The 24,313-nt window shown below is 51.8% G+C and carries 21 protein-coding genes; 5 read left to right on the top strand and 16 right to left on the bottom strand.

The window, feature by feature from the left end; translation table 11 throughout:
* Window positions 1–3: 3 nt before the first annotated feature.
* The 10 genes from nuoI to Dpoa569_RS19495 all read right to left on the bottom strand — a co-directional run bounded on the left by nuoI (window position 4) and on the right by Dpoa569_RS19495 (window position 12,118).
* Window positions 4–546 carry an NADH-quinone oxidoreductase subunit NuoI gene (gene nuoI, locus Dpoa569_RS05800; RefSeq protein ID WP_012769140.1) on the bottom strand — a complete coding sequence of 181 codons (543 nt, stop codon included), beginning with the start codon at window positions 544–546 and terminating at the stop codon, window positions 4–6.
* Window positions 547–562: 16 nt separating this feature from the next.
* Window positions 563–1,537 (bottom strand): NADH-quinone oxidoreductase subunit NuoH, encoded by a 975-nt coding sequence (nuoH, locus tag Dpoa569_RS05795; RefSeq protein WP_042871746.1) that lies wholly within the window; start codon window positions 1,535–1,537, stop codon window positions 563–565.
* On the bottom strand, window positions 1,534–4,260 hold the full coding sequence (gene nuoG / locus Dpoa569_RS05790) for an NADH-quinone oxidoreductase subunit NuoG (protein ID WP_042874016.1): 2,727 nt from the start codon (window positions 4,258–4,260) through the stop codon (window positions 1,534–1,536). Before nuoG ends, nuoH begins: the two co-directional genes overlap by 4 nt.
* Before the next feature lie 114 nt (window positions 4,261–4,374).
* Window positions 4,375–5,724, bottom strand: coding sequence for an NADH-quinone oxidoreductase subunit NuoF (gene nuoF / locus Dpoa569_RS05785; RefSeq protein WP_042871748.1), 1,350 nt, complete (start codon window positions 5,722–5,724; stop codon window positions 4,375–4,377).
* The gene (nuoE, locus tag Dpoa569_RS05780; RefSeq protein WP_042871750.1) at window positions 5,721–6,251 is read right to left on the bottom strand and encodes an NADH-quinone oxidoreductase subunit NuoE; all 531 of its coding nucleotides are present in this window, start codon (window positions 6,249–6,251) and stop codon (window positions 5,721–5,723) included. The genes nuoF and nuoE overlap by 4 nt, the downstream gene beginning before the upstream one ends.
* A gap of 2 nt (window positions 6,252–6,253) precedes the next feature.
* Window positions 6,254–8,053, bottom strand: a complete 1,800-nt coding sequence (nuoC, locus tag Dpoa569_RS05775; RefSeq protein WP_042871752.1) for an NADH-quinone oxidoreductase subunit C/D — start codon at window positions 8,051–8,053, stop codon at window positions 6,254–6,256.
* Between the two features lie 117 nt (window positions 8,054–8,170).
* Complete coding sequence (locus tag Dpoa569_RS05770; protein ID WP_012885398.1) at window positions 8,171–8,845, bottom strand: NuoB/complex I 20 kDa subunit family protein; 675 nt, start codon at window positions 8,843–8,845, stop codon at window positions 8,171–8,173.
* 18 nt (window positions 8,846–8,863) lie between these two features.
* Window positions 8,864–9,307 (bottom strand): NADH-quinone oxidoreductase subunit NuoA, encoded by a 444-nt coding sequence (nuoA, locus tag Dpoa569_RS05765; protein ID WP_042871754.1) that lies wholly within the window; start codon window positions 9,305–9,307, stop codon window positions 8,864–8,866.
* A gap of 647 nt (window positions 9,308–9,954) precedes the next feature.
* Window positions 9,955–10,884: a transcriptional regulator LrhA gene (gene lrhA / locus Dpoa569_RS05760; protein ID WP_042871756.1), complete on the bottom strand. Its 930-nt coding sequence runs from the start codon at window positions 10,882–10,884 to the stop codon at window positions 9,955–9,957.
* 787 nt (window positions 10,885–11,671) lie between these two features.
* Window positions 11,672–12,118 carry a hypothetical protein gene (locus tag Dpoa569_RS19495; protein WP_164837107.1) on the bottom strand — a complete coding sequence of 149 codons (447 nt, stop codon included), beginning with the start codon at window positions 12,116–12,118 and terminating at the stop codon, window positions 11,672–11,674.
* Window positions 12,119–12,214: 96 nt separating this feature from the next.
* Here Dpoa569_RS19495 and Dpoa569_RS05750 point away from each other — a divergent pair, with 96 nt between their 5' ends.
* Entirely contained in the window at window positions 12,215–13,429 is a 1,215-nt protein-coding gene (locus Dpoa569_RS05750) for a pyridoxal phosphate-dependent aminotransferase (protein WP_042871760.1), read from the top strand.
* 147 nt (window positions 13,430–13,576) lie between these two features.
* On the top strand, window positions 13,577–14,176 hold the full coding sequence (yfbR, locus tag Dpoa569_RS05745; protein WP_042874017.1) for a 5'-deoxynucleotidase: 600 nt from the start codon (window positions 13,577–13,579) through the stop codon (window positions 14,174–14,176).
* Window positions 14,177–14,245: 69 nt separating this feature from the next.
* Here the strand turns inward: yfbR and Dpoa569_RS05740 are convergent, their stop codons facing one another.
* From Dpoa569_RS05740 to yfbV, 4 genes are all read right to left on the bottom strand, one after another.
* Window positions 14,246–16,081: an SLC13 family permease gene (locus tag Dpoa569_RS05740; protein WP_173023994.1), complete on the bottom strand. Its 1,836-nt coding sequence runs from the start codon at window positions 16,079–16,081 to the stop codon at window positions 14,246–14,248.
* A gap of 145 nt (window positions 16,082–16,226) precedes the next feature.
* Window positions 16,227–16,883, bottom strand: coding sequence for a sugar phosphatase (locus Dpoa569_RS05735; RefSeq protein ID WP_042871762.1), 657 nt, complete (start codon window positions 16,881–16,883; stop codon window positions 16,227–16,229).
* A 37-nt stretch (window positions 16,884–16,920) separates the two neighbouring features.
* Window positions 16,921–17,415, bottom strand: coding sequence for a YfbU family protein (locus Dpoa569_RS05730; protein WP_042871764.1), 495 nt, complete (start codon window positions 17,413–17,415; stop codon window positions 16,921–16,923).
* Between the two features lie 136 nt (window positions 17,416–17,551).
* Entirely contained in the window at window positions 17,552–18,013 is a 462-nt protein-coding gene (yfbV, locus tag Dpoa569_RS05725) for a terminus macrodomain insulation protein YfbV (protein WP_042871765.1), read from the bottom strand.
* 473 nt (window positions 18,014–18,486) lie between these two features.
* Here yfbV and ackA point away from each other — a divergent pair, with 473 nt between their 5' ends.
* Together ackA and pta are read left to right on the top strand one after the other, a co-directional pair.
* The gene (gene ackA, locus Dpoa569_RS05720; protein WP_042871768.1) at window positions 18,487–19,689 is read left to right on the top strand and encodes an acetate kinase; all 1,203 of its coding nucleotides are present in this window, start codon (window positions 18,487–18,489) and stop codon (window positions 19,687–19,689) included.
* A 92-nt stretch (window positions 19,690–19,781) separates the two neighbouring features.
* Window positions 19,782–21,923 (top strand): phosphate acetyltransferase, encoded by a 2,142-nt coding sequence (gene pta / locus Dpoa569_RS05715; RefSeq protein ID WP_042871770.1) that lies wholly within the window; start codon window positions 19,782–19,784, stop codon window positions 21,921–21,923.
* Window positions 21,924–22,043: 120 nt separating this feature from the next.
* Here pta and yfcD read toward each other — a convergent pair whose 3' ends face one another.
* Both yfcD and yfcE read right to left on the bottom strand, forming a co-directional pair.
* On the bottom strand, window positions 22,044–22,655 hold the full coding sequence (gene yfcD / locus Dpoa569_RS05710; protein WP_050569488.1) for an NUDIX hydrolase YfcD: 612 nt from the start codon (window positions 22,653–22,655) through the stop codon (window positions 22,044–22,046).
* An 88-nt stretch (window positions 22,656–22,743) separates the two neighbouring features.
* Complete coding sequence (gene yfcE, locus Dpoa569_RS05705; RefSeq protein WP_042871773.1) at window positions 22,744–23,295, bottom strand: phosphodiesterase; 552 nt, start codon at window positions 23,293–23,295, stop codon at window positions 22,744–22,746.
* A 254-nt stretch (window positions 23,296–23,549) separates the two neighbouring features.
* Between yfcE and yfcG the strand changes: the two genes are divergently transcribed.
* Window positions 23,550–24,179 carry a GSH-dependent disulfide bond oxidoreductase gene (gene yfcG, locus Dpoa569_RS05700; RefSeq protein WP_042871775.1) on the top strand — a complete coding sequence of 210 codons (630 nt, stop codon included), beginning with the start codon at window positions 23,550–23,552 and terminating at the stop codon, window positions 24,177–24,179.
* Window positions 24,180–24,313: the final 134 nt, after the last annotated feature.

The following is a 24,313-nucleotide window of genomic DNA, read 5'->3' as shown; positions in this document are numbered from 1 at the left end:
TCCTTAGGGCAGCAGGCCTTTAACGTCAATGGGTTTGGCTTCGTTTTCGGCTTCGCCCTTCTCTTTCCCATCAACAGCCATACCGGCCATCCGGTAGAAGTTGTATTCCGGATATTTACCCGGCCCCGATATCAGCAGATCTTCTTTTTCGTACACCAGATCCTGACGCTTGAACTCACCCATTTCAAAATCGGGAGTCAACTGAATAGCTGTGGTCGGGCAGGCCTCTTCACACATACCGCAGAAAATGCAGCGGGAGAAGTTGATACGGAAAAACTCCGGATACCAACGGCCATCCTTCATTTCAGCCTTCTGCAGGGAGATACAGCCTACCGGACAAGCTACCGCGCACAGGTTACAGGCTACGCAGCGCTCTTGTCCGTCCGGATCGCGGGTCAACACGATACGGCCACGAAAACGCGGCGGTGGATTAACCGGCTCTTCCGGGTACATTTTGGTTTCACGCTTTTTAAACGCGTTGGAACCCACCATGCAGATACTGCGTACCTGGGTGCCGAAACCAATCAAAAGTTCTTTCAGTGTCATGGTTTATTCACCCCTATCAAGCGTTGTACAGAATGACCGCGGCGGTCGCCAGCAGGTTCAGCAGCGTCAGCGGCAGGCACACCCGCCAGCCAAATGCCATCACCTGGTCATAACGCGGACGTGGCAACGAAGCACGAATCAGGATGAACATCATCATGAAAAACGCCGTCTTTAACGCAAACCAGACGAACGGCGGCAGGAAAGGCCCATGCCAACCACCGAAGAATAGCGTCACGATCAATGCGGAAACCGTCACGATCCCAATGTATTCGCCAACGAAGAACAGACCGAACTTCATCCCGGCGTACTCAATATGGTAGCCGTCAGCCAGCTCCTGCTCAGCTTCCGGCTGGTCGAACGGATGACGGTGACATACCGCCACACCCGCTATCGCAAAGGTGATGAAACCAAAGAACTGCGGGATGACGTTCCACACGGTTGACTGCGCGTTGACGATATCAGCCATATTGAACGAGCCAGCCTGTGCTACCACCCCCATCAGGGACAACCCAAGAAACACTTCATAACTCAGGGTTTGTGCAGAGGCGCGCACCGCACCCAACAGTGAGTATTTATTGTTACTGGACCAGCCAGCAAACAATACGGCGTAGACCGCCAAACCCGCCATCATCAGGAAGAATAGTATCCCGATGTTCAGGTTGGCGACCTGCCAGGTCGGGCTAACCGGTACGATAGCGAACGATAACAGCAGAGAAGTAAACGCAATCACTGGTGCCAGCGTGAAAATCACCTTGTCGGCAAATGGCGGCGTCCAGTCTTCTTTGAAGAACATCTTGAGCATGTCAGACACCAATTGCAGCGAACCGCCCCAGCCTACACGGTTAGGTCCATAGCGCCCCTGGAACAGCGCCAGCAAACGGCGCTCCCCCATACTCATCAACGCGCCGCAACTTACCACGACCAGCAGAATCACGATTGCCTTGCCGACGGTGGCCAGAATGTCCAGTACTTCCGGAGTCAACCAACTCATTGTGCAGCCTCCCGCAGCATTTCAACGGTCGCGCCCGCCAGCACCGGAGCGATCCCCGGGAAACCCAGCGGCAAACCAACCTGGCCCTGACGTAGTTCGGCACTCAAACGCACCGGCAGACGCAACGTCTGACCACCACAGGTGATCTCCAGCAATGCGCCAGTATTGACACCCAGCAACGCCGCATCAGCCTGATTCACTACCGCGCAGGCTTGCGGCATACGCTGCTGGATAACGCCGGAACGCTGGGACAACTCTTCGCTGCCGAACAGATTGTAGTAAGGCGCAACCTGCCACTGCCCTTGCTGAGGAGCAAACGGAGCCGGAACCTGACTGAAATAGGCCAGAGAACCGTCGCCAGCTTCGATCAGACGAACGCCGGGATCACCGTGACGCAAATGTCCGCCCACTTCATCCTGGAATTTGTTCCACGCTTGCGGGGAGTTCCAACCCGGTGCCCAGGCAAACGGCACCTGCTGGCGCTCGGCCAACGGACTGTTGTTCCCTTCCATTGAGAAAGCGAACATGGTGTCACGGTCCTGCGGCTGACGTGGTTCATGCACGCTGATGTTGGCGCGCATGGCAGTGCGACCACTGTAACGGTGTGGCTCACGCGCCAGTTTCTGCCCTTTGATGCGGAACGATGCATCTGGAGCGGCATCTTTGATCGCAGCCAACTGCGGCAATGCGCTGACGCACGCATCAATCACATGGTCCAGCTGTGTCCAGTCCACCTGACGGCTGTTATAGGTGATATACAGGGAATGCAGCCAACGCCAGCTTTCCAGCATCACCACCTTGCTGTCGTAATAGGTCGGATCGTAGACCTGGAAGAAGCGCTGAGCGCGGCCTTCCTGGCTGATGAGCGTACCGTCGCTCTCTGCAAAGCTCGCAGAAGACAGCACCAGGCTGGCTTTGTCCATGATCGCGGTACGTTGGTGATCCAGCACAATCAGATTGGCTGCTTTAGCCAGCGCAGCATCGACACGCGCCGCAGGCGCATGGCGATACAGGTCGTTTTCCAAGACCACCACGCTGTCTGCTTCGCCGGTTTCCAGTTGAGACAGTGCATCGTCCAGCGCCCCACCACCCATCATGGCTATGCCCATGCTGTTGGCTGACGCCGCAACAAACGTAATGCCAACATCAGAACCACGGCCTTTGAGCGCTTTAGCAACGTTGGCTGCCGCCGCTATCACATCGTCGCTGCCCGCATTGGTGCCGGAGATAATCAACGGCTTGCGAGCGCCAGCCAGAGCCTGAACAATCACGTCCACTTTCTGGTTAAGATCAGTTGGCAAATCGCTGACTGCCGGAGCCGCATTGTCAAGTGCATGGGCAATGGCGAAACCAAGCCGAGCCTGTTCCGCCACGGGCGCGTGGTAACTCCAGGCAGCGATATCATCCAGACGAGTGCTATCGACGTTAGTCACAAACAGCGGGTGTTTGGCGTGCTGACCGATATTCAGGATGGCGGCTATCTGCCAGTCAGCGACTTTCTGGGCTGCCGCCAGCTCACGGGCTTTGCCTTTCACTGCCTGACGGACCGCCAGTGCAATACGCGCCCCGGTCTGGGTCAAATCTTCTCCCAGCACCAGCACAGCGTCATAGCTTTCAATTTCACGCAGAGACGGGGTACGAACACCGCTCTCTTGCAAAACCTTCAGCATCAGTTGCAGACGATTCTGCTCAGTCTGGGATACACCGGTGTAGAAGTTGTCGGCACCGACCAGCTCACGCAACGCGAAGTTGCTTTCTACGCTGGCGCGCGGCGACCCGATACCGATGACACGTTTAGCCTGACGCAACACATCGGCGGCACCTTGCAATGCCTGCTCGGCATTCAGAGCAATCCAGTCATCGCCACGACGTTGCAATGGCTGCCGAGGACGGTCTTTCAGGTTGACGTAGCCATAGCCGAAACGACCGCGATCGCACAGGAAATAATGGTTCACGCTGCCGTTATAGCGGTTTTCGATGCGGCGCAATTCGCCATAGCGCTCACCTGGGCTGGTGTTGCAACCCACGCTGCACTGCTGACAAACGCTGGGTGCGAACTGCATGTCCCATTTACGGTTATAACGCTCGGAATGGGTTTTGTCGGTGAACACCCCGGTCGGACAGACTTCCACCAGGTTGCCGGAAAACTCGCTTTCCAACACCCCGTCTTCCGGACGACCGAAATAGACGTTGTCATGCGCACCGTAAACACCCAGGTCTTTACCGTCGGCGTAATCTTTGTAATACCGCACGCAACGGTAACAAGCGATACAGCGGTTCATCTCGTGGGAGATGAACGGGCCGAGGTCCTGATTGTGGTGAGTACGTTTGGTAAAACGGTAACGACGGAAGTTGTGCCCCGTCATTACGGTCATATCCTGCAGATGACAGTTCCCCCCCTCTTCACAGACCGGACAGTCGTGCGGATGGTTGGTCATCAGGAATTCCACAATGGTCTTGCGGAACTGCTTTGCCTCGTCATCGTCAATGGCGATATAGGTGCCATCCGACGCTGGCGTCATACAGGACATTACCAGACGACCACGAGTATCTTCCGCGTTCTGGTACTGCTTGACCGCACACAGGCGGCAAGCACCGACGCTTCCCAGCGCCGGATGCCAGCAAAAGTAAGGAATATCAAGCCCCAGAGTCAGACATGCCTGCAGCAGGTTGTCTGCTCCATCCACTTCATATTCTTTGCCGTCTACATGAATCGTTGCCATAGTCAGCATGCTTCCATAACAGCCCGCCTCAGGCGGGCACTAATCAAAAATTCTGTCTGCGGGATGAATCGGCGTTTAATCCCGGCGTGATGCTCAACACGCCAGGCAGCACGATTACCAGCGCTGTTTCAGCAGGTTAGGCTGAATGCCGCCAATCGGTTTGGCGTTACTGACAACCTGTCTGGCGATGCCTGCCTCGAATTCGTCCCGGAAATATTTAATGGCGCTCTGCAGCGGTTCGACGGCCCCCGGCGCATGGGCGCAGAAGGTGTTGCCCGGCCCCAGGAAGCGGCACAGTTGCTCCAGCGTTTCAATATCGCCCGGCTGCCCTTCCCCACGCTCCAGTGCACGCAGAATCTTCACGCTCCAGGGCAAACCATCACGGCACGGCGTACACCAGCCGCAGGACTCGCGGGCGAAAAACTCTTCCAGATTCCGGGTCAGCGATACCATATTGATTTCATTATCGACCGCCATCGCCAGCGCCGTACCCAAGCGACTACCAGCCTTGCCGATGTTTTCGAAATCCATCGGCAGATCCAGATGCGCTTCGGTCAGGAAATCGGTACCGGCACCACCAGGCTGCCAGGCTTTCAGCGTTAAGCCATCACGCATACCGCCAGCGTAATCTTCCAGAATTTCACGCGCAGTGGTACCAAACGGCAATTCCCATAATCCCGGATTGTTCACACGGCCAGAGAAGCCCATCAGCTTAGTACCGGCATCTTTGCTCTTGCCCGCCGACAACCCCTGATACCATTCCACGCCATGCTCAATAATGGCAGGCACGTTGCACAACGTTTCCACGTTGTTGACACAGGTAGGTTTCCCCCACACACCAGCGGAAGCCGGAAACGGCGGTTTGGAGCGAGGGTTGGCGCGACGGCCTTCCAGTGAGTTAATAAGCGCTGTTTCTTCACCACAAATGTAGCGACCAGCACCGGTATGAACAAACAGCTCGAAATTGAAGCCGGTGCCCATGATGTTTTTGCCAAGCAGCCCTGCTTCTGTCGCTTCAGCGATAGCACGACGCAAATTAGCAGCAGCCTCAACATATTCGCCGCGCAGGAAGATATAGCCACGATAGGCTTTCAGCGCATAAGCACCAATCAGCATACCTTCCACCAGCAAATGAGGCATCTGCTCCATCAGCAGGCGGTCTTTGTAGGTACCTGGCTCCATCTCATCCGCATTACACAGTAAATAGCGGATATTCATGCTTTCATCTTTCGGCATCAGGCTCCACTTAAGACCCGTGGAAAAACCTGCACCGCCACGACCACGCAGGCCGGCATCTTTAACCAGAGTCACCACCTCATCCTGTGCCATGCCAGTCAACGCTTTTTGAGCGCCGGCATAACCATTCTTGCTGCGGTATTCGTCCAGCCACACCGGCTGCTTGTCTGCACGCAGACGCCAGGTCAAAGGATGCTGTTCAGCCGTCAGAACAATGTTTTTACTCATTGATACTGCTCCAGTAACGAATCGAGATCATCAGGCTTCAGCTGACTGTGGGTATCCTCGTCGATCATCATGGTCGGCCCCTTGTCACAGTTTCCCAGACAACAGGTCGGCAATAACGTGAAACGACCGTCAAAGGTAGTCTGGCCAGGTTTAATATTGAGTTTCCTCTCCAGCGCAGCCTGAATGCCCTGATAACCGGTGATATGGCACACCACGCTGTCACAATAGCGGATCACATGGCGCCCAACCGGTTGGCGATAAATCTGGCTATAAAACGTCGCTACGCCTTCGACGTCGCTGGCAGGGATACCGAGAATCCCGGCAATCGCATCAATTGCGCCATCTGGTACCCAACCACGCTGCTTCTGCACGATTTTAAGCGCTTCAATAGACGCAGCTCGCGCATCTTCATAATGGTGCTTTTCATGCTCGATAGCGTCACGCTCTGTGTCACTTAACACAAAAACATCGCTGGCGGCCTGCGCCGGAGCATCGATAGGATCCTGAGTGTTGTTATGTTCGTGCATAATTAGCGGTCCACATCTGACATGACAAAATCAATACTACCGAGGTATACGATCAAGTCGGATACCAGACAGCCACGAATCACCGCCGGAATCTGTTGCAGGTGCGCAAAGCTCGGCGTGCGGATACGGGTTCGGTAACTCATGGTGCTGCCGTCGCTGGTCAGGTAATAACTGTTGATTCCCTTGGTCGCTTCAATCATCTGGAATGATTCGTTAGCCGGCATCACCGGCCCCCAGGAAACCTGCAGGAAGTGGTTAATCAGCGTCTCAATATGTTGCAGCGTACGTTCTTTCGGCGGCGGCGTAGTCAGCGGATGGTCAGCCTTGAACGGACCTTCCGGCATATTCTTGAGGCACTGTTCCAGAATACGCATACTCTGGCGCAGCTCTTCCACTTTCAGCATCACGCGACTATAGCAATCGCTAATGCCATCACCCACCGGCACCTCAAAATCGAAGTTTTCATAGCCAGAGTAAGGACGGGCTTTACGCACATCGAATGCGATGCCAGTAGCACGCAGGCCTGCGCCAGTCACGCCCCACTCCAGCGCTTCTTTGGCATTGTAAGCAGCCACTCCTTGTGAACGGCCTTTCAGGATGCTGTTTTGCAGCGCCGCCTTGATATAGGTATCCAGACGGGCCGGCATCCAGTCGAGGAACTCGCGCAGTAAACGCTCCCAGCCACGCGGCAGGTCGTGCGCCACACCGCCGATACGGAACCAGGCTGGATGCATACGGTAACCGGTAATCGCTTCGACCAAATCGTAGATTTTCTGGCGATCAGTAAATGCGAAGAACACTGGCGTCATTGCGCCGACGTCCTGAATAAAGGTACTGATATACAGCAGATGGCTATTGATGCGGAACAGTTCGGACAACATGACGCGAATAACTTTCACGCGTTCCGGCACCTCGATACCCGCCAGTTTTTCCACCGCCAGAACATAAGGCATTTCATTCACACAACCGCCGAGGTATTCGATACGGTCGGTGTAAGGGATATAACTGTGCCAGGACTGACGCTCCCCCATTTTTTCCGCACCGCGGTGGTGATAGCCGATATCAGGAATACAATCGACGATCTCTTCACCGTCGAGCTGCAGTATGATACGGAAGGCACCATGCGCAGACGGGTGGTTCGGCCCCAGGTTCAGGAACATGAAGTCTTCGTTATTCGTACCGCGCTTCATCCCCCACTCTTCAGGTTTGAAGGTCAGGGACTCCATCTCCATGTCCTCGCGCTGTTTGGTCAGCACGAAAGGATCGAATTCGGTAGCGCGCGCGGGGAAATCCTTACGAAGCGGGTGCCCTTGCCAGGTCTGCGGCATCATGATGCGCGTCAGATGAGGGTGGCCTTTGAAGGTGATGCCAAACATATCCCACACTTCACGCTCATACCAGTTGGCGTTGGGGAACAATTTGGTCAGGGTCGGCATGTTGAGATCGTTTTCCGACAACGCCACCTTCAGCATGATATCGCGGTTACGCTCAATCGAAATCAGGTGATAGAAAACGGTAAAATCGGCGTCTGGCAAACCCTGACGATGGGTACGCAGACGTTCATCCACACCATGCAGGTCAAGCAGCATCACATAGGGTTTAGGCTGTTTTTTCAGAAAAACCACTACATCCAGCAACTGATCGCGTTTAACCCATACCACCGGCAGACCCGTGCGGGTCGCCTGAACGGTGAAAGCGTCGGGTCCAAAATGGTTGCACAGCTCGCTGACGACCGGATCATCAAGGTGATCACGTGTTTGCCATGCAGGCAGAGCGACATCGTGTGTCGTTAAATCTGTCATAAATTATGTCACCACAGTAAATGTGCTATTTCTGTGACTGATGATGGCTACACACGTTTCTCGTGATATGAATTTATCGTGATCTTACGTAGCCACTACAGCCCTCACTCACAGGGGTCAAATTTCATCTGGAGAACGCAGATTGGTTACCGCAATACGTTCGCCCCGTTTACGTTCGCGCTCGGATTGCATGTTGGCGCGGTAAACCCCCTGATCGCCTACCACCCATGACAGAGGACGGCGCTCTTTACCAATAGACTCTTTCAGCAGCAACAGCGCCTGCATGTAGGCTTCCGGACGCGGCGGACATCCTGGGATATACACATCAACCGGCAGGAATTTGTCTACACCCTGTACTACGGAATAAATATCGTACATACCGCCGGAGTTCGCACAGGCTCCCATGGAAATGACCCATTTAGGTGCCAGCATCTGGTCGTATAAACGCTGAATGACCGGCGCCATTTTTAAAAACGGCGTACCGGCCACGACCATAAAATCCGCCTGACGTGGTGAAGCGCGAATAACTTCGGAGCCAAAGCGCGCAACGTCATGTACAGAGGTGAATGACGTCGCCATTTCCACGTAACAGCAGGAAAGACCGAAGTTGTAAGGCCACAAGGAATTGCTGCGCCCCCAGTTGACCATGCTGTGCAGCGACTGTTCGAGGTTGCCCATGAAAACGCTGCGATTGACATGCTGCTCAAGCGGATCGCTGACAATCTCTTGCTTCTGGAGGGGGTAACGGTCGTTCTCACCGTCCGGGTCAATACGGGTGAGCGTATAATCCATCTTCTAAATGCCTCGCTATTACTGCTGATGAGTGTTGGTGGTCTGCGTCACGACATTGGATTTCATGACTTGTCTTTTGGAACGCACTGGCGTCCAGTCCAACGCGCCGATACGCACCAGATAGACCAAGCCAGCCAACAGCACCAAAATGAAAATTGTAGCTTCGACGAAGCCTATCCAGCCACTTTCCCGGATAGAAACGGACCAGGCATAGAGATAGAGGGCTTCAACGTCGAAAATAACGAAAAACATGGCAACCAGATAAAACTTGGCGGAGAGGCGCAGCCGTGCTGAACCAACAGAATCGATACCTGATTCATAAGGAATGTTTTTATGTCTGGCGCGAGCTCTGCCTCCTAGCAGGAAACCACCAAGTAACATAAAGCCGCAGAGACCTACAGCAACGATAACGAATAGCGCAAAGGCCCAGTGATGGGCGAGGACTTCAGTAGTTGTTGACATACTCTTGCTTACTCATCAAAAGTGATCAGACCCCTGCTCTTTACTCGGCAGTTTGTCGCCACATCGATTAAAAGGAAGGATTTTTCGCCACAAAAACGCCACAACTTACAAGGTCAAGTAGCTGTTTAATGCGGTCTGATTCCCTGTTATGTAACCTTATTTTCAACGCCACTAAAAATAACAGCACATTACTTTACATGCACGCGGTTTCGTTAACATTTTGTGTGTAACATGATGACTAAATCGAGTCAGTCAATTACTTCAGGTTAACTATTCCACCTACAGAAAGCCCTTATTGGCAGGGTGACTATACCATTTTCGGCAAAGATTCCTGTTCCCCCATAGTGTTAATAGGGATATTTTTTGATCCAACGCACATTTTTTCATTTATGTTAGTAAAAAAATCACGCAAGCTGCTCATTTATTGAGCTTATCATTGCACCAATATAGCTCTAAAAAAAAGAAACATGGTTTTAATGAAAATGGAACAAGAGCAGTAAATTAAATACACAGAACAAGGCGTTGCAGCTGTGAATCGGCTAAAAAAACAGAGTGAAAACCATAGAAAAAGAAAGTGGAAAGGGAAAGGCAAAACGTAACGGGTATTGCCCCGCTACGTTAGGATTCAAATAATATCTTTTAATGGATTATTCCGTCGGCGGTTCCTGCATATCGTTATCAGCACCTGAGTTTACCGGCAACAAATGAGAACGTGTGCCAGACTCAATAGCGCTGAAAATAGCGTTGGTCAGTTCGTTGTCATGCTCCGGATTCTTGCACAGGTAATAACGGGTATCAGGCAGTTTTGGCAAACCTTCTTCTTCACCCAGCACACGCAATTCAGGACTCATCATTTCTACTGAACGCACAGTGATCCCCAAACCGGCTTTTACCGCTGCACGCACTGCAGACAACGTAGAGGCGACATAGGAAATCTTCCACGGAATACCGGCAGCAGTAAGGTGCTCCAACGCCAGCGAGCGGAACGGACTTGGCTCATCCAGCACAACCAGCGAAACCGTTTCTCCGGGCTGATACTGGTAATCGGCAGCGCAGTACCACAATGTTGGTGAGGTACGCAGCAACACATGAGGCAACTCATTGGTATTGCTGGTCGTAATGACCAGATCAATTTTCCCTTGTTGCAACATCTCCGCCATTTCGGCGCTGCGCTTGATACTGACCGCAACCGACAGCTTCGGAAACACGCTGGTAACACGTTGCAGGATGAAAGGCAGGATAGTATCCGCTGTGTCATCGGAAGCACCGATAGCCAGCGTACCCTGAATATCACTGTACATCAGTGAGGCACAGGCTTCGTCATTAAACTGAAGGATTTTTCTGGCATACCCAAGAAACTGGATGCCATGCTCAGTCAACAGCTTGTTTCGCCCATGACGGGCAAACAACTCCTTACCAATCAGCTGCTCCAGACGCTGCATCTGCTGGCTTACTGCTGACTGCGTTCTACACACAGCAACAGCAGCTGCCGCAAACGTATTCAAATCTGCAACAGCGACGAATGTTCTCAACAGATCGAGATCAAGGTTGAGAACAGGGCGACTTGTATTTGTCATACGTCTCTTCACTTATCTATTTTAATTTTTAACAAACATACCTGGTGTTGATGTTGATGCCCCGACAAAGGCCGGATGCACAATAAAAGACGGACAGTATCGCAGACGAACGGCTACGGCAAAAGACAATGATATTCCCTTGTCCGAATCGTCTATCTCCTTTAGCCTCCTTAATTTAAGCACCTTATTAGGTAATCAGACTTTCAAAAAGGACTCTCTTATTTTAGATAATAAAATAAAAATAAAAAAAACACCAGCCATATCATTTAACCGCAATTTACAATCATGAGATATTAAGGTTTTGATTGCGCTTACTTTACGAGGAGCATTCGCCAAAATATACGACATCTCTTATTTTTCACCTTTGACGCATAGTTTGTGCATCATTCATTCCTTGTTTGCTTGAAAAGGACATTACGCTCAAAATATCAACAAGACCAAAGGCACACTATTCAATCCAGAATCTGGTTTTAATACAGTGTTAAAAACCATCAACCAATCTGATGTATCCACCTCATCAATGTCTTCGATTCACTACCATATTCTCTGTTAGCGATATCATAGCAACTACCACCAAACACCATTAATACAGTGAGTTACTATCACCATGCGACTCACACTTTATGTAAATGAAGATATTTTTTTGTAAATTTGTTAAAATATATACTAAAATATTATATGTAACATAAATTTTCATGAAGTTATGCCGTGAGGTGGACTATTTCTAAAAAAATATCCTATCCACCGTGCGTATATACCTTTTTTTATTTCCACGCTGTCACTTACCCTATTCGATTAAATAAATCTGCTTTTTATTATCAGCAAGTTGGCCTACATTTATTTTAGCCCCAAAAAGAGAACCCATCCTATTGCCACATAGAAAGACATTTGCCTGACCTGCAACTATTCGTGTATTTAAAAATATTTTTGATAACGCCAGAGACGCTGAAAATTTTATGATACCGGTTTCAGTGCTTAAATAAGATAGAAATACCCCACCATCCACAAATAAGATTATTCCTAAATACTCCAACGAAAGAGGATAATGCATCATTATGCGATCCGGCAGGCAGTGTAATTGGCCGTTCAGGCGGCTTTTTTGCTCATCGCTTTCAAACGTTAGATTGAAAAACAGAAATAATGTTACATAATATGAACACCTCATTAACAATAAATACCATTTATTGTGGCCTTTACTGGTGACAATCCAATATTGAAGCGACTTCACAGCCACAGTAATGATTCTTCAAAACACACGACGGTAAGAGTACATTAGATGTGTTAGGCGATTACTCATCAGGAAAACAGTATCCTGCAAAAGGTTTGTTAAATGTCACCGATAGAAAAATCGAAAAAACTGGAAAACGTTTGTTACGATATTCGTGGCCCGGTATTAAAAGAAGCAAAACGACTGGAAGAAGAAGGCAATAAGGTACTTAAGCTGAACATCGGCAACCCGGCACCTTTCGGGTTTGAAGCACCGGATGAAATCCTGGTAGATGTCATCCGCAATTTGCCGACTGCACAAGGCTACTGCGATTCCAAGGGGTTATACTCCGCCCGAAAAGCCATCGTACAGCATTATCAGGCCCGTGATATGCGAGACATCACGCTGGAAGACGTCTATATCGGTAACGGTGTGTCCGAGTTGATTGTTCAGTCGATGCAAGCGTTGTTGAATACCGGTGACGAAATGCTGGTGCCAGCGCCGGATTACCCACTGTGGACTGCCGCTGTTGCGCTTTCCAGCGGCCATGCGGTGCACTACCGCTGTGATGAAGAATCAGGCTGGTTCCCGGATCTGGACGATATTCGCAGCAAAATCACACCCCGCACACGAGGGATCGTTATTATCAATCCCAACAACCCGACTGGGGCAGTATATAGCAAAGAGCTGTTGCTGGAAGTGGTTGAAATTGCCCGCCAGCATAGTTTGATCATTTTTGCCGACGAGATTTACGACAAAATCCTCTACGATGATGCACAACATCATTCGATAGCTGCGCTGGCGCCGGATCTGTTGACCGTCACCTTCAATGGCCTGTCTAAAACCTATCGCGTAGCCGGATTTCGCCAGGGATGGATGGTCCTGAATGGCCCGAAAAAACATGCCCGCGGTTATATTGAAGGGTTGGAAATGCTGGCATCAATGCGCCTTTGTGCTAACGTCCCCATGCAACATGCTATTCAGACTGCACTTGGCGGTTACCAAAGTATCAGCGAATTCATTCATCCGGGCGGACGTCTGTATGAGCAGCGTAATCGCGCCTGGGAGCTGATCAATCAGATTCCTGGCGTATCCTGTGTTAAGCCAAGTGGGGCGCTGTACATGTTTCCCCGCATTGATGCCAAGCGTTTCAACATCCATGATGATCAGAAGCTGGTACTGGACCTGCTGCTGCAAGAGAAGGTACTGCTGGTGCAAGGCACCGCGTTCAACTGGCCGGAGCCGGACCACCTGCGTATCGTGACCCTGCCGCGTGTTGATCAACTGGAAATGGCAATCAACAAGTTTGGCCGTTTTCTGGAAGGTTATCACCAGTAATCGGAGCGGCATCCGGTGCCAACAAGGTGCCGGATTCTCCCTTTTTCCCGATGTTCTTTCCCTCTTTTTCGTCGGCGCAACCTGATTTGCTTCTTGATGACGGAGCCGCCACAATGAATCTCCATTGCCGTACACTGAGAGATGTTTATGGTCCAAAGTCATTTCTTCGCCCATTTGTCCCGCCTGAAATTGATTAGCCGCTGGCCGCTGATGCGCAATGTCCGGACAGAAAATGTCTCTGAACACAGCTTGCAGGTGGCGTTTGTCGCTCATGCTCTCGCGGTAATCAAAAACCGCAAATTCAATGGGAATCTTAATATAGGTCGTATTGCCTTGTTGGCCATGTACCATGATGCCAGCGAAGTACTGACCGGCGATATGCCCACCCCTATCAAGTATTACAATGCGCAAATTGCCCACGAATATAAGAAAATTGAAAAGATTGCCCGCCATAATCTGATTGCGATGCTACCTGCAGAACTGCAGCAGGACTTCAAGCCGCTGCTGGATGAATCACAAATCAGCGAAGATGAACATGCAATTGTTAAACAGGCTGATGCACTTTGCGCATATTTGAAGTGTTTGGAAGAACTATCCGCTGGCAATAATGAATTTCTGTTGGCCAAAACACGGCTGGAAAAAACACTCCAGCAGCGCCAAAGTCCGGAAATGGATTATTTCATGACGGTATTTATTCCGAGCTTTAGTTTGTCACTGGACGAAATCAGTCAGGAATCACCGCTTTAACCCGCAACCTGGATGAAGCCAGACAGCCTGATGATGACTCCCTCTTCAGGCTGTTACGATTGACGGCGCTCAGAATGGATACAACCACGGCACCATCACTACGCTGATAACCATTACCAATAGCGTGAATGGCACCCCAACCCGCACAAAATCACTGAAGCGATATCCACCAGGTGCTAACACCAACGTATTGACTGGCGAGGAAACGGGTGTCATGAATGCCGCAGACGCGGAGATAGCAATAATCATTGCAAAAGGATACGGCGAAACCTGCATCTGTTCCGCAGCAGCAACGGCAATAGGCGCCATCAGCACAGCCGTTGCCGTGTTGGAGATAAACAATCCCGTCAACGCACACAGCAGGAACAGACACACCAACATCACGTGAGGGCCTGCGCCGCCGCCTATCTCCATCAACCCCTTTACGACCAAAGCCACGCCACCGGTTTGCTGCAATGCCAAAGCAAACGGCATCATCCCTACGATGAGAATCAGACTCGGCCAATGTACCGCACGGTAGGCGCTTTCCATGTCGATACAGCGGAACTGCCCCATCAGCAGACAGGCGACCAACGCCGCAATGGCGTTAGGTATCTCATCAGTCAGCATCATCGCTACCATCAGCGCCAGACAAAACAACGCGTGTGGTGCCTGATTACTGGCTGGCGCCACTTCATCCACTTCCGCCGGCAGATTGAGCACAATAAAGTGACGCTTATGCTTATTCAGCAACCGAATGTTTTTCCAGTCGCCGATGACCAGCAGAATATCTCCCAGCTTTAACGCCTCATCAGCCAGGTTTCCTTCCAGCGCTTCGCCGTCCCGGCGAATTCCCACCACGGTTAACCCGTAACGACTGCGAAACGCCACTTCCTGCAACGTTTTACCCAACAGCCCCGAATCAGGGATCAACGATACTTCCGCCATGCCCACATCACGCGCCTGTTCGGAGAAATACTCGCCACGCAATACCATCGGTTCCAGACGCTGGGTGGAGCAAAACTCACGCAGATCCACATCGGATGCCGACATATCGATCAGCAGCACATCATTCAATCGCAATTCGCTATTGCTGCTGACGCTCACCATAATGCGCCGGAATTTTTGCCAGCGCTCAATTCCCACCACATTCGCGCCATAACGCTGGCGTAATTGCAAATCGTCCAGGCGCTGGCCAATCAGCGGCGATCCGATGCGAATCGCCACGCGACGTGCCCGCCCGGTCAGGCGATACTCCCGGATCAGATCACGAAATGTTTTGCGTTTCCACCCGTCTTTGAGGCCATCGCTGTCAGTCGCCGTCAGCCAGAAACGCGCTACCAGCATGTAAGCAATCCCGGTCAACAGCACAACGGCACCAATAGGCGTGACACTGAAAAAACTGAACCCGTTCATACCGGTACGCATCAACTCACTACTAACCACCATATTGGGTGGCGTTGCCACCAGCGTCATCATACCGCTGATAAGCCCTGCGAAAGCCAGCGGCATCATCAGACGGGCGGGGGTAGTTTTCATCCGCGCTGCAACGTTCAGTACCACCGGAATAAAAATAGCCACCACCCCAGTGGAACTCATAAAAGCCCCCAGCAGTGCCACCGTACACATCAGTAAAATCAGCATACAGTTTTCACTCTGTCCGGCCACACGCATCAACCAGTCACCGACCTGATAAGCTACCCCGGTTCGCACCAGCCCTTCCCCGATCACAAATAGTGCTGCGATCAAAAATACATTCGGATCGCTGAAACCAATCAGCGCTTCCTGTAGTGTCAATGTACCGCTTAAGACAAACGCCACAATCACCAGCAGTGCAATCACATCCATACGCAGTTTGCCGGTAGCAAACAGCACGATGGCAATCAATAGCAAAATGGCAACCCAGACAAGTGAACTGCTCAACATGCCGCCCCTGACATTAACAGTCCTTATTCATCAGGCGATATTCCGAACAACAACGTTTCTTTCGGAGAAACCGCTTAAAATCAGAATGCCATAAAAAAACCCTGACAAAGCAGGGTATTGATCATATTTATCTGGGTTTAAAGCATCATTTCAGGGTAATGTTTACCCAACCATCCGGTGCACGCGAAATCTGCAATTGCTCAAGAGAAGGTAATATGGCATCCACTTCATCCAAACGTGGTGTATCGACTGGCGCATTCACCGCGATAACCTGACATCCAGCAGCCAACCCGGATAGCACGCCAGCCGGCGCATCTTCCACCACCACGCATTCAGCAGGAGCCAGCCCCAACCGTTGTGCTCCCAACAAATACGCATCCGGATTCGGTTTACCGCGCTCCACTTGCTCCGCCGTAATAAACTCACGCGGTGAAGGCAAGCCCGCCGCACGGTGACGGGCATGGGCAATCGGCACCGTTCCCGACGTCACAATCGCCCATGGGATATCCAGTTCATCCAGTCTGTTCAGCAGTGCACATGCACCCGGCATAGCCGCAATACCTGTGGTATCCGTCGCTTCTACCTGCTCCAGCGCGATAAACTCACGCAGAATCGTCTCTTCGCTGGCTCCCGCCAGAAAATGACGCAACGAGGTAATCGCCTGCTTGCCATGAATAAAATCCAGAACACTCTGCGGGTCGATATCATGATCTTTTGCCCAGTTGCTCCAGGCCCGTTCCACCGCGGGCAGTGAATCTACCAACGTGCCGTCAAGATCAAACAGAAAACCTTTACACTCCACAGAAAGCCCCTTCTTTATTTATATGCCTCTGAACCTCTCAGGCATTGATGACTTGCGCTATCTCTACCGCGCTCAGATGATACTGACGTGGGCAAGATTGCCACACCGCCAACATACGGATGTATTTATCCCACATTTTGGTCTGCGAGTTAAAGCCATGCGTACCAGAATCAAAGTGAGGATAACGACCTTCAACATGTACCATGAAACGTACGTAGCCAAGATAACGCGCTTCGGTAGCCGCATCGAAACCAAGAAATGCCAGTCGGCGCTCATCCATATCCGGTTTCTCTTTCAGGTTAGCCCAGGAAACCTGTAGCGCATGGTGCATTTCCATAATATTAATGAGAGTACGGCACACATCTTCGCTCAAATCGCCAAAATCGCGATCCAGTTCCCGCATTTGCAACCCGTAGCCGCGTTCAATGATGGTTTGCAGGCGACGGTAACGTTCCGCATTATCGGGGTCCAGCATCGACATCATTTTGTACTGATTGGACAGGATAAGTCTCTGAGCATTGGTCATTTCCATGGTGCACTCCTGAATCTGATTCCGGCTAAAGGGGGATTAATAGCAGAATCGCATACTGGCTGGCGTTCGTTTCTTGATTTAAAACAGAATCCAATGGAAAAAAAGTTAGCGTCTTTGGCTAAAAACCGGGTTTACATCAAAGATCGTCCAGGAATGCCCTGTCAAGTTGCCTGAAGGCACGATTCAGCACGTCGGCCAACATCTGGTAAGTAGGTTGCCCTTCCACCGGCATCAGCGCCATACCCGACTCCAGTAGCTTATTACGAATGTCATGAAACCAACGTAATAAAGAAGGCGGTAGTGGAGTAACCGAACGGCGTCCAAGCCACCATAACCCTTGCATTGGTAATCCAAGAGCAAATAGCGCGGTCGCCACACTTGGGCCAAGCTGACCACCCAATGCAATTTGCCAGGTCAGGGTAAATACAGCCAACGGCGGCATGATGCGAATGGCAAACCGGGTGATATGCACTACGCGATTTTCAGGAAACACAGGCGCCAGTCGTTTATCCGCAGGCCAGGTTTTCATATAACGCTGGCCAAGATGGAATAGCTGCAGCCATCCTGCTTTGTCTTTGTCGGAGGGTTTCGTCGACATGCTAGACCTCAACTTTACATATAAAAAATAAAATTTTCGTACAAATCACCAACTGCAATTGACAAGCTTAAAATATATTTTGTGTTTAATGGTTGCTATCGGTATCCTAAAACAGCCTTTTGGGCTGCGATAAAAGCCGTGATAAAAGCCGTTTGACGCCGTTTTGTACTCGCTGTTAGCCACTTACTGTTTCAGACAGGGTTTTACTGTGCCGGCAGGCGAATCCGGCCACTGTTGAGTCAGCGTGCAGCAAGCGTCATGTGTGTCTGCTGTCGCCGTTTTTTGCTGGTCGATGTATCTCTCGTTCAGGAGCGTCACGATGCTGCTGCTCGTCCGTCACATCGGCATTTTTCCGCTGTCATGTCTGGAAACTTCACCCAGCCATGATGTTAATCATAAATGTCAACAGCCTTCTGCGCTACGCTAGTGTTGTATGACATTTTTTTAACCATGTATAACAAGTAGGTACTTCCATGTCGAGTAAGTTAGTACTGGTCCTTAACTGTGGCAGTTCTTCCCTGAAGTTTGCCATTATTGATGCCGTCAGCGGAGACGAATACCTGTCTGGCCTGGCCGAGTGTTTTAATCTGCCCGAAGCGCGCATCAAATGGAAAATCGATGGCGGCAAACAGGAAGCTGCTCTGGGTGCCGGTGCCGCCCACAGCGAAGCACTGAGTTTCATCGTTAACACCATCCTCAGCCAGAAGCCTGAATTGTCCGCTCAGCTGGTAGCGATTGGTCATCGTATCGTACACGGCGGTGAGAAATTCACCCAGTCCGCGGTTATCAACGACGAAGTGCTGCAGGGTATCAAAGACGCCGTTCCATTCGCGCCGTTGCACAACCCGGCACACCTGATCGGCATCGAAGAAGCACTGAAAGAATTCCCGCACCTGAAAGCCAAGAACGTTGCCGTATTCGACACCGCGTTCCATCAGACCATGCCGGAAGAAGCCTACCTGTACGCCCTGCCGTACAAGTTATACAAAGAACACCACATTCGCCGTTACGGCGCTCACGGTACCAGCCACTACTTCGTCTCTCGTGAAGCGGCGAAAGTCCTGAACAAGCCGGTGGAAGAACTGAACGTGATCACCTGCCACTTGGGCAACGGCGGTTCCGTTAGCGCTATTCGCAACGGCAAGTGCGTGGATACCTCCATGGGTCTGACGCCGTTGGAAGGCCTGGTGATGGGTACCCGCAGTGGTGACATCGACCCGGCGGTAGTTTTCCACCTGCACGATTCCTTGGGTATGAGTGTAGATAGCATCAACAAACTGCTGACCAAAGAATCCGGCCTGCTGGGTCTGACCGAAGTAACCAGCGACTGCCGTTACGTAGAAGACAACTACGAAACCAAAGAAGACGCCAAACGTGCGATGAACGTGTACTGCCACCGTCTGGCCAAGTACATCGGTTCTTATTCTGCGCTGATGGAAGGTCGTCTGGACGCAGTTATCTTCACTGGCGGCATCGGTGAAAACGCCGCGATGGTACGTGAGTTAACGCTGAAGCAACTGGGCCTGCTGGGCTTTGAAGTCGACCACGACCGTAACCTGGCTGCACGTTTCGGCAAAGGCGGCAATATCGCCAAAGACGGTACTCGCCCGGCATTGGTCATTCCGACCAACGAAGAATTGGTCATCGCTCAGGACGCACTGCGTCTGACCGCCTGATTAACTCTCCCCACTCTGTCAGCTTCGGCTGACGGAGTTGTTTTAGCAACATCGTTTTTGAACAACGAGCAACCGCAAACAGAGGTTAAGCCGTGTCCCGTATAATCATGTTGATTCCTACTGGCACCAGCGTGGGCCTGACCAGCGTCAGCCTGGGTGTCATTCGTTCCATGGAACAAAAAGGCGTGCGCCTGAGCGTGTTCAAGCCCATCGCCCAGCCACGTTCCGGTGATAGCAAATTGGATCAGACCACCGCTATCGTCCGCGCCACCTCCTCCATTCCAGCCGCTGAACCGCTGGCAATGAGCTACGTGGAGTCAATGCTGAGCAGCAACCAGCAGGACGTACTGCTGGAAGAAATTATTGCCCGCTACCACGAAAGCACCAAAGACGCGGAAGTCGTGCTGGTAGAAGGTCTGGTGCCAACCCGCAAACACCAGTTCGCCAATGCGCTGAACTATGAAATCGCCAAAACGCTGAACGCGGAAATCGTCTTCGTATTGGCGCTAGGCAACGATTCTCCGGCACAGTTGAAAGAGCGCATCGACATCGCTCGTTCCAGCTTTGGCGGCAGCAAGAACAAAAACATCACCGGCGTCATCATCAATAAACTGAATGCACCGGTGGATGAGCAAGGTCGTACTCGTCCCGATCTGTCTGAAATTTTTGATGACTCCACCAAAGCCAGCGTCGCCAACATCGATCCGAAGCTGCTGTTCGCCAACAGCCCACTGCCGATTCTGGGCTGCGTACCCTGGAGCTTTGATCTGATCGCGACCCGCGCCATCGACATGGCCAACCACCTGAACGCACGCGTTATCAACACTGGCGACATTCAGACCCGTCGTGTGAAATCGGTAACCTTCTGCGCTCGCAGCATTCCGCATATGCTGGAGCATTTCCGCCCAGGCTCGCTGCTGGTGACCTCCGCTGACCGTCCGGATGTACTGGTTGCCGCCTGTCTGGCTGCCATGAACGGTGTTGAAATCGGCGCCCTGCTGCTGACCGGCGGCTACGAAATCGACCCGGCTATCAGCAAGCTGTGCGAACGTGCCTTCCAGACTGGCCTGCCGGTGTTCATGGTCAAGACCAATACCTGGCAGACCTCACTGAACCTGCAGAGCTTCAATCTGGAACTGCCGCCGGACGACCATGAGCGTGTGGAAAAAGTGCAGGAATACGTGGCTCGCCACATCGATTCTCAGTGGATCGATTCCCTGACCGCTACCTCCGAGCGTTCACGCCGTCTGTCTCCACCAGCGTTCCGTTATCAGTTGACCGAACTGGCGCGTCAGGCCAGCAAGCGTATCGTGCTGCCGGAAGGCGACGAACCGCGTACCGTCAAAGCCGCAGCCATCTGTGCCGAGCGCGGTATCGCACAGTGTGTGCTGCTGGGCAACCCGGATGAAATCCAGCGCGTCGCCGCTGCACAGGGCGTTGAACTGGGTAAAGGCATCGAGATTGTCGATCCGGCTGAAGCACGTGAGCGCTATGTACCGCGTCTGGTTGAACTGCGTAAGAGCAAAGGCATGACCGAAGTGGTCGCCCGCGAGCAGTTGGAAGACAACGTGGTGTTGGGTACGCTGATGCTGGAACAAGGCGAAGTTGACGGTCTGGTATCCGGTGCGGTTCACACTACCGCTAACACCATCCGTCCGCCGTTGCAGTTGATCAAAACCGCGCCGGGCAGCTCACTGGTCTCTTCCGTGTTCTTCATGCTGCTGCCGGAACAGGTACTGGTTTATGGCGACTGCGCCATCAACCCGGACCCGACCGCAGAACAGCTGGCTGAAATCGCTATCCAGTCCGCCGACTCTGCTGCCGCTTTCGGTATTGAACCGCGCGTGGCGATGATCTCCTACTCAACCGGTAACTCCGGTGCCGGCAGCGATGTGGATAAAGTCCGCGAAGCGACCCGTCTGGCGCAGGAAAAACGCCCGGATCTGGTCATCGACGGTCCGCTGCAGTACGACGCCGCGATCATGGCAGATGTGGCTCAGTCCAAAGCGCCGAACTCACCGGTTGCGGGTAAAGCTACCGTGTTCGTGTTCCCGGACCTCAACACCGGCAACACCACTTACAAAGCAGTACAGCGTTCTGCCGACCTGATTTCCATCGGGCCCATGCTGCAAGGTATGCGCAAGCCGGTTAACGACTTGTCCCGTGGCGCACTGGTGGACGACATTGTCTATACCGTAGCGCTGACCGCTATTCAGGCTACCCAGATTGCCTGATAGACGGCATTAGCGGCGCATCTTTCGATACACCGCTGATACACGGAAACAAAAACGCCAGCAACGTAACTGCTGGCGTTTTTTATGAAAGCGGTCTGAGTAACCACACTCAATGTTGTTCTACGAATGTTGTTCTACGGCATCACTATCTTCAGTCCCGGTCACATCATCGTTCTGAATGCGTGGCGCAACGCGTTGCGGTTTAACGTAATCATTGCTGCCGCTGTTACGACTTAACCACAGCGATAATGCCTTGAGCGAATCCGGAGTGAACTCATCGCAACGCGCAGTAATCTCTTCCGGCGTCAACCAACTCACTTCATCAATCTCTTCCGCCTGCAAGGCAAACGGGCCATGCATTACGCAACTGAACAACGCCCCCCATACCCGGCAGTCATCACTTTCATAGTAAAACAGGCCATGTTCAGCAAACGGCACACCGGCGATGCCCAGCTCTTCTTCTGCTTCACGACGTGCCGACTCCAGCAGATTCTCACCACTTTGCACCACGCCGCCTGCGGTCGCGTCCATCCAGCCGGGGTAAAAATCTTTGGTTTCGGTACGGCGCTGAACCAGAATCTTGCCCATGCCATCATGTACAACGATATAGGTAGCGCGATGCCGCAGATGCTGAGCACGCATCTGCTGGCGACTGGATTGGGCGATAACTTCGTTGTTTTCATCAACGATATCGACCCACTCCATGGCTGCCATCTGTGTTTGTTCCACCATCCTCTGAAACCCTTTCGTCATGGCGCGGTGATGCGCATCAGTTTTTAGAAATTCTTAGAATTATTGATGTGAGAGTGTAGTCTCTAACTTAGTGGCTAATCACAACCTGTGCAATAGTCTCCCCGCCCTGTAATGGCACCACCTGTAATACCCCTTGATCAAACAAACCATAACTGGCGGGATAGCCACCTTTAGGCAGGCTGACGGAACCGGGATTGAAGCAAAAAATATCATCACGCCGCTCAGCCACCGGTAGATGTGTGTGGCCGAATACCAGTACATCATCGGTATGCAGCGGCGGTCGTTTTTCCGGGTGATAGAGATGCCCATGGGTCAAAAATAAGCGGTTTTTAGGCAATAATACCTGTTGCCAGGGAGCAGTAATCGGAAACTGCAACAGCATCTGGTCTACTTCGCTGTCACAATTTCCCCGCACCGCCACAATCTGTGAGGCGTAGCGGTTCAGTAAACTCGCCACATCTGCCGGCTGGTAACGATCCGGCAGCGGATTACGGGGACCATGGTTAAGAAAATCGCCCAGCAGAATCAGCCAGTCGGCACCGCTGTGTTCAAAACGGTCCAGCAGCGTTTCAGTGGCCGACAATGAGCCATGCAGGTCAGACGCAAACATCAGTTTCATGGTTCTATCCCGATGCGTGAACATATTCAGTCTCGCTATAGTACCAAAAACCCATGTCATCACAGGCCAAAATTATTGGCTTATCAGCCTTTCCGGTCAGTTTCTCCCCGCAGCGGATAGCTGTATGAAAGGAAAAGAATAGCCATAACGGTTATTTATGTTTTATGCGTGAAAGTGCTAGGCTTTTACCTGCCAACTGTTTTTCAGAGTCGTCAGTCCCCCGGCCAACGACTCTCTCAATGGAGAGATGATTCATGATTGACGTGTATTACGCCCCTACCCCTAATGGTCACAAAATCACCCTGTTTCTGGAAGAAGCACAGTTACCCTATCAACTGCACAAGGTAGATATCAGCGCCGGCGATCAGTTCAAACCCGCATTCCTGGCAATATCTCCCAATAATAAGATTCCTGCCATTGTGGATAAGCAACCCGCAGACCAGGGCGCACCGCTTAGCTTGTTCGAATCCGGTGCCATTTTGCTCTATCTGGCGGAAAAAACCGGCAAACTATTGAGTACCGATGTGCGGGAGCGTGCCGCTACCCTGCAATGGCTATTCTGGCAGGTATCAGGATTTGGTCCGATGTTGGGACAAAACCACCATTTCAACCACTATGCCTCCCAGCCAGTGCCTTATGCCATTGAGCGCTACCAGAAAGAAACTGAGCGACTGTACGGCGTGCTGAACCAACAACTGCACGACCATGTCTGGCTGGCGGGTAATGAGTACAGTATCGCTGACATCGCCACTTACCCTTGGGTCGTTTCTCACGAACGCCAGCGTATCTCTCTTGACGACTTCCCGGCAGTGAAAAGCTGGTTTGAGCGTATTGGTGAACGCCCGGCTACACAGCGCGCCTACCAACTCGCCGCTCATGTCTAACAAGGCGAACTACCACGTCCGATTCGCCGGGCGTGGTTTTCTTATGCTGTCGGCGCTCATCCAGCCGCGCTATGCTGCTTTCCTCTAAAAAGTGCTTGTTCTGCTGATAAAAACTCCCTGAGATGTGGTTAATA

Source organism: Dickeya poaceiphila (genome assembly GCF_007858975.2).
GTDB lineage: Bacteria > Pseudomonadota > Gammaproteobacteria > Enterobacterales > Enterobacteriaceae > Dickeya > Dickeya poaceiphila.
Note: the sequence above shows the minus strand (reverse complement) of the source record. Positions and strands in the feature narration are given on the sequence as shown.